This is a genomic window from Aeromonas sp. R1-1 (assembly GCF_040908495.1).
Classification (GTDB): Bacteria; Pseudomonadota; Gammaproteobacteria; order Enterobacterales; family Aeromonadaceae; genus Aeromonas; species Aeromonas veronii.
Genome location: NZ_JBFODV010000149.1, coordinates 1 through 6506 on the forward strand (window position 1 = coordinate 1; position 6506 = coordinate 6506).

6 protein-coding genes are annotated in these 6506 nt (G+C 60.0%); 5 read left to right on the top strand and 1 reads right to left on the bottom strand.

The features are described 5' to 3' along the window. Positions 1-123: 123 nt before the first annotated feature. Positions 124-1074: a ribosome biogenesis GTPase YlqF gene (ylqF, locus tag AB5Y92_RS08750; RefSeq protein WP_005334061.1), complete on the bottom strand. Its 951-nt coding sequence runs from the start codon at positions 1072-1074 to the stop codon at positions 124-126. Positions 1075-1397: 323 nt separating this feature from the next. Here ylqF and AB5Y92_RS08755 point away from each other — a divergent pair, with 323 nt between their 5' ends. The 5 genes from AB5Y92_RS08755 (at position 1398) to rnk (ending at position 6418) form a co-directional block, all read left to right on the top strand. Beyond that, positions 1398-2795: an alkaline phosphatase gene (locus AB5Y92_RS08755; protein WP_005334065.1), complete on the top strand. Its 1398-nt coding sequence runs from the start codon at positions 1398-1400 to the stop codon at positions 2793-2795. A gap of 11 nt (positions 2796-2806) precedes the next feature. Further along, a complete protein-coding gene (locus AB5Y92_RS08760) occupies positions 2807-4198 on the top strand; it encodes an alkaline phosphatase (protein WP_139406456.1) in 1392 nt (463 codons plus the stop codon). 72 nt (positions 4199-4270) lie between these two features. Further along, positions 4271-4957 (top strand): hypothetical protein, encoded by a 687-nt coding sequence (locus AB5Y92_RS08765; protein WP_368177757.1) that lies wholly within the window; start codon positions 4271-4273, stop codon positions 4955-4957. A gap of 82 nt (positions 4958-5039) precedes the next feature. Further along, on the top strand, positions 5040-5777 hold the full coding sequence (locus tag AB5Y92_RS08770) for a substrate-binding periplasmic protein (RefSeq protein ID WP_368177756.1): 738 nt from the start codon (positions 5040-5042) through the stop codon (positions 5775-5777). A gap of 245 nt (positions 5778-6022) precedes the next feature. Then, the gene (rnk, locus tag AB5Y92_RS08775) at positions 6023-6418 is read left to right on the top strand and encodes a nucleoside diphosphate kinase regulator (RefSeq protein ID WP_005334070.1); all 396 of its coding nucleotides are present in this window, start codon (positions 6023-6025) and stop codon (positions 6416-6418) included. Positions 6419-6506 lie beyond the last annotated feature (88 nt).

Sequence of the window (6506 nt, forward strand, 5' to 3'; positions counted from 1 at the left end):
AGTGGGCGGGCACTTCACCAGATAAAACAGAAGAGGCGACCCTAGGGTCGCCTCTTCGTGTTTCGTCATCTCGGTCAAACAAGCTCGCTCGTTGTCAGGCAAGCTCGGGACGCCTGAGGATAACTATTTCTGACGCTTGCGGGCGTACTTGCGACGGGCGCGGGCCTGACGCTCCTCTTCCCGCTCGGCCTTCTCTTTGGCTTTTTGCTCGGCTTCTGCGGCGGCTTCGACAATCTCGACGCTCACCATCTCCGGCGTCTCCAGCGAGATGCGGCCAAGCAAGCCGGAGCGGAACTCGTTAATCAGGATCTCGGACGCCTTGTGCAAGTCGGCCAGCCCCCCTTTGCGCATAAACGCCCGCTGGCGGGCGATCATCTCCAGCAGCTCGATCTCGGTCTCGGGCAACTCATCAATCTGGTAGCGCGCCTTGATCCGCTCCGGATAGGCCTTGATGAAGTAGTCAGCGGCGAACATGGCGATATCGGCATAGTCGAACACAGTGTCTTTGATGGCCGCGGTGATGGCCAGACGATAACCGCAGGAGGGCGGGTTGAGCTTGGGCCAGAGAAAACCCGGGGTATCGGTCAGGATAACGTTGTTATCCAGCTTGATCCGCTGCTGGGACTTGGTCACCCCCGCCTCGTTGCCGGTGCGAGCGATGATGCGCCCGGCCAGGGTATTGATCAGAGTGGACTTGCCCACGTTGGGGATCCCCATGATCATCGCCCGCACGCCGCGCAGCTCAAAATTGCGCTCCGGCAACATCTCGTGGCAGAGAGTCAGCAGTTGCTTGATCTTCTCCGGCTCTTGTTGCGTCAGCGGCAGCGCCTTGATCCCCTTCTCTTTTTCCATGTGCGCCACCCACAGATCGGTGATCGCCGGATCGGCCAGGTCCGCCTTGTTCAGCACCTTGATCACCGGGGTATCACCACGCAGCTCGGGCACCAGCGGGTTTTCGCTGGAGAAGGGGATGCGGGCATCGAGCATCTCGATGATCACATCGACCTGGGGCATGACCTCGGCAATCTCTTTGCGGGCCTTGTGCATGTGACCGGGGAACCAGTTGATGGACATATCCGTTACTCTCTGTGGGGGCTGCGGGCGGGCGCATGGAACAACAGGCGCTCTGCCGCGGGCATCGAACGAAGGGGGCGCATTTTACCTGCTGCGGGCCTCTTTTGACAGGTCATTCTAACCATCACCTCATCAAATCAGCAAACCGCCGAGGTGGAGCAACCTTGCCGGAAGCGACCGGACCAACTGGCTCAATTGATAGATAACACATTGATATAGTGTAACATTTTCATCACTTTTTCACACAACCGTCACCGATAGTCAGTAAAAGTGTCATCTGCCCCCTCTAGGCTGCGCTCAGGTTTTACAAGGAGCGAACCCCAATGAGAAAAATGGCAGGACTTGCAGTGATGATCGGCGCCGCCCTGGCTGCCGGCTGCAAATCAGACAATGACACGGTGGCGACCAAGCCCGCAGCCCAACCCACCAACGTCATCTTCTTCCTCGGTGACGGCATGGGCCTCAACACCCTGACGGCGGCCCGCATCTACGGTGTCGGCGAAGAGGGTGATCTCACCATCGATACCCTGCCAGAGACGGCCTTTATCAAGACCTTCTCCCACGATGCCCAGGTCACTGACTCGGCCCCCTCCATGGCGGCCTACATGACCGGGGTCAAGAGCAACAACGGCGTCATCAGCATGGACGGCGACGCCACCTATGAGAGCGACTGCAGCAAGAGCGCCGGCAAGCCAGTGACTACCCTGCTGGAGCTGGCCAAAGCCGATGGCCGCGGCACCGGTGTGGTAACCAGCACCCGGGTAACCCACGCCACCCCGGCGGCTACCTATGCCCATATCTGCAACCGGGATCTGGAGGCAGATATCGCCGTCCAGCTGGTACCGGGCGGCAAAGGCTACAACAGCGCCCTCAAGGAGGGACTGGATGTGGTGCTCGGTGGCGGCAGCAGTTTCTTCCTGCCCAAAGCCGACAAGGGCAAGCGGGAGGATGGCCGTAACCTCATCAGCGAAATGCAGGCCAAGGGCTACCAGTTTGCCAGCAATCTGGATGAGCTGAACAAGGCCGATGCGGGCAAACCGCTGCTGGGTCTGTTTGGTTCCAGCCACATGAAATATGACCTGGACCGTCCCGCCAGCGAGCCGTCACTGGCCCAGATGACCCTGGCCGCCATCAAGCAGCTCAAGGGCAAAGAGAAGGGTTACTTCCTGATGGTGGAAGGGGGTCGCATCGACCACGCCCTGCACGACACCAACGCCAAGCGGGCGCTGCAGGACACCATCGCCTTCGACAACGCCATCAAGGCCGCCATCGACGAGGTAAAAAAGAGCGACCCCGAGCTGAAAAACACCCTGATCGTGGTCACCGCCGACCACGACCACACGCTCGTGCTCAACGGCTATGCCAAGCGCACCGGCAAGACCACCGCCGACAACCCCGGCGTACTCGGGCTGGTGAAGAACTACGAGACTGGCGAGCCAAGCAAGGATAGCGAGGGCATGCCCTACACCATCATAGGTTTTGGCAACGGCTACAACCGGGTGGATGGCCCGCGCAGCAGCGTCGCCCCGCTCGACGATGCCACCGTCTCCGCCAATGACTACCACCAGGAAGTGGTGGTCAAGGTAGGCGAAATCGGCAATGAGACCCACGGCGGCACCGATGTCTTCCTCGGCGCCATCGGCAAGGGGGCTGACAGCTTCCATGGCTCACTCGATAACACCGCCGTGTTCGGCAAGATCAAGGCTGCGGCCAAGCTGTAAGGAGCACTTTCATGAGCAAACAGATGAACACATCCATCAAGCACACGCTGGTCTGCGCCGCCCTGTTCAGTGCGCTGGGCGCAACCTCCCAGGCACAAGCCGGTGATGCCAAAAACGTCATTCTCTTTATCGGTGATGGCATGGGCCCCACCGTGCTCACCGCCACCCGCCTGTTCAAGGTGGGGGAAGAGGGCAATCTGGAGATGATGAAACTGCCGCGCAGTGCCCGCATCAAGACCTTCTCCAACGATGCCCAGACCACCGACTCGGCCCCCTCCATGGCGGCCTACACCACCGGGGTCAAGATGAACAACGAGGTGATCGCCATGAGCAGCGACACCAAAGCCGTCGCCCCCGGCAAAGACGTCAATGGCAACAAAACCGTCAACAATTGCAGCAGCGATAACGGCAAGCCGGTACCCACCATCCTGGAGCTGGCCAAGGCGGCAGGCAAATCGGTCGGAGCCGTCACCACCACCGAGCTGACCCACGCTACCCCGGCGGCCACCTACGCCCACATCTGCCATCGGGATGCCGCTTATGACATCGCCGCACAGGCCGTTCCTGGGGGCGCTGGCTATAACAGTGCCCTCAAGGATGGGGTCGATGTGCTGATGGGTGGTGGTGCCAACCACTGGACCCCCTACAGCGCCAGCAACAAGGGCGGTCGCAATGACAACCGCGACCTGACCACCGAGATGAAGGCACAGGGATACAGCTATGTCACCACTCAAAGTGAACTGGCCAAGGTCACCAGCGGCAAGGTGCTCGGCCTGTTCAGCAGTAAATCCCACCTCGACTACGAGCTGGATCGGGTCGCCAAGGGGGCAGCCAATACCCAGCCGTCCCTCTCCGAAATGACCGCCAAGGCGATCGATCTGCTGAGCAAAAACAGTCAGGGTTACTTCCTGATGGTAGAAGGCGGCCGGATCGATCACGCCCTGCACGGCACCAACGCCAAGCGCTCGCTCACCGACGCGGTGGCACTGGATGAGGCGGTCAAGACGGCGCTGGGTAAAGTGGATCTCAACAATACCCTGATCGTGGTCACCGCCGACCATGACCACACCATGACCATTAACGGCTACTCCGCCAAGGGCAATCCGGTGCTGGATCTGGTGAAAAATGGCGATGGCTCGACCCAGAACGACGTGGATGGCAAGCCCTTCACCACCCTGGTGTTCGGTAACGGCCCCAACCGCCCCGATGTACGCCCGGTCCTCACCAGCGATCAGGTGATGGCTAATGACTATCTGCAGGAGACCGGCGTCAAACTGACATCGGAAACCCACGGAGGCGGCGATGTGATGCTGTTTGCCGATGGCGCCGGCAGCAACCGCTTCAAAGGCACGCTGGATAACACCAAGGTGTTTGGCAAACTGCGGGAGGCGCTCGGCCTGTAAGCAGCAGGGGCCTGGGTGCATCTGAGCAATCGACTCAGCGGCCCGGGCCCCGGCTCTTTCGAGCGACAGATGATGATGCGACTTTTGCTTTCGTTATGGCTGCTTGGCAGCACCCTCGCCTTCCCCCTGCATGCTGACGACACGCCCCCGGACCTCGCCGCCCGGATCAGCTATCACGACCGGAACACCGGCAGCGATGGCATCGCCAGAGAGAGTGTCTGGCAAGAGAAGTGGCTGCGCGTGGGCAATCAGGTGTGGAGCCAGCGGCTCATTCCCCTCCCCCTTGCCCGTGCCTATCACGCCACTCACGACGCAACCCCCGGCCACAAGCACTTTACCCACCAGATGGCAGCCCGCTGGGTCAGTCGCAGTGATGAAGGTGAGTTGCAACTGCGTTATGCCGACAGCTGGCACAACCAGCTGGTTGAAGTGCCGGTGGAAGAGTATGGCCAGGTGGCCTTCAAGCCCGACTGGCCGCGGATCCGCCATCTCGTCAACCCGGGGCTGATCGAGGGGATGACCCCGCTGGATGAGGCCGCCCCCGAGCAGGCCCGCTGGTATGAAAAACGCGAAGGGCAGCAACGAACCCGCATTCTCTGGTCGAGTCAGTGGCAGATCCCGCTGGTGGTCGAATCGGCCAGCCTCGATGGCTATCGCAGCTACCGGATGGAGGTGACCTTGCGCAAGCTGCCTGCTCAGCTCCCCTGGCAGCAACTCGCTGATTACGAAGTGCGCGATCTGCGGGATTTCTTCGACTGAGATCCCAACCTCTCAGCGGGCACAACGACAACGCAGGCAGGAATGTTACACTCTGCATATTCGACTCTGGCTCACGACCTTGATGCGCGCTCTCTGCCTGCCCTTTTTTGCCCTACTGTTATTGCTGGTGAACACCGGTGCCCAGGCTATTGTGCTGGTGGCGGCCGAGCTGCCCCCTTACGTCATTCAGTCCTCCCATGGTAAACCCAGCGGGGTGGGTATCGAGATCATGGAGGAAGCAGCCCGCCGTCTAGACGAGCCGCTTACTATCGAGCTGATGCCACTTCCACGTGCACTGACCCAGACAATTCACCGCCCCGATGTCTTGATGATACCGCCCGTGCGAAGCAGTCAGCGAGAGCACCTCTATCAGTGGGTAACGCCCATCCTCGATGAACAGTTTTTGATCGTCAGCGATCGCCGGTTTCACCCAAAAGCACTGAAAAGCAGCGATTTGAAGAACCTTGATGTGGGCGTGCTGCGCTACTCGTTTGGTCAACACCTACTCAAACAACGCATCGGGATCCGGGGAGAGACAGTAGCAGATGAGCAACTAAACGCTCATAAACTCCATCGCGGTCGCATTGATGCCTGGGTCGCCGCATGGAATGTCATCCTGTATGCCCAACAACAAGACAAACGCTCATCACAACAGCTGGTTCGCGGGGAAGTGTTAATGAACACCCAACTGTTCCTGGCCGCTCATAAGGATTTCCCCTTCAAACAGGCGCAGCGCTGGCAAGCCGTAATCGACGAGATGCGCCGTGATGGCTCGCTCACGCGGATCATCCGTCAGTACAACTATCAGGCTCCTGAGTAGTCACTCAATCGCGGTTGCCAAGGCCAGCCAGAATGGTTATGGTAGCCCCATGAAAATACTCGCTATTTCCTCGCATTTGCTCACACCCTGCTGAGCCCCCGCCTCGCTCCTTCGGCCGCGAGTCGCTTGGGGGCATGGCATTTTCAATCGATTGAACCTGTTGAATCCATTTTTGTAACACTTTGCGTGATGGCCAACCTGCACCCGCCGGTATGGGCCTATCCGCTATTGATAAGGAATATCTTATGAAACAACCTCATCTGGTTATCTCCAGCCTTGATCTGGACCGTATTGAACAACTGCTCGGCAACCACCCGCAGCATCTGGCCCTGCAAGAGGAGCTGGACCGCGCCGAGATCCGCGAACCAGCCGACATGCCGCCGGACGTGGTCACCATGAACAGCAAGGTACGCTTCAAGATGCAGAGCAGCGGCAACGAGTTCTGCCTCACCCTGGTCTACCCGCGCGATGCCAAGGGCGACGAGAGCAACATCTCGGTACTGGCGCCGGTAGGCAGCGCCCTGCTCGGCCTGAAAGTGGGCGACAGCATCGCCTGGCCAGGCCCGGCCGGTCGCACCATCGAGGTCGAAATTCTGGAAGTGGTCTATCAGCCGGAGCGCGCCGGCGAGCTGCACCGCTGAGTCCCCCGGGCTGGTCATCCCCCTGTTGATCAGCCCGCTTGCTCGCCCTTGCCAGCTGATCCCGATCAAGCTTTGCGCACCTTGCCCC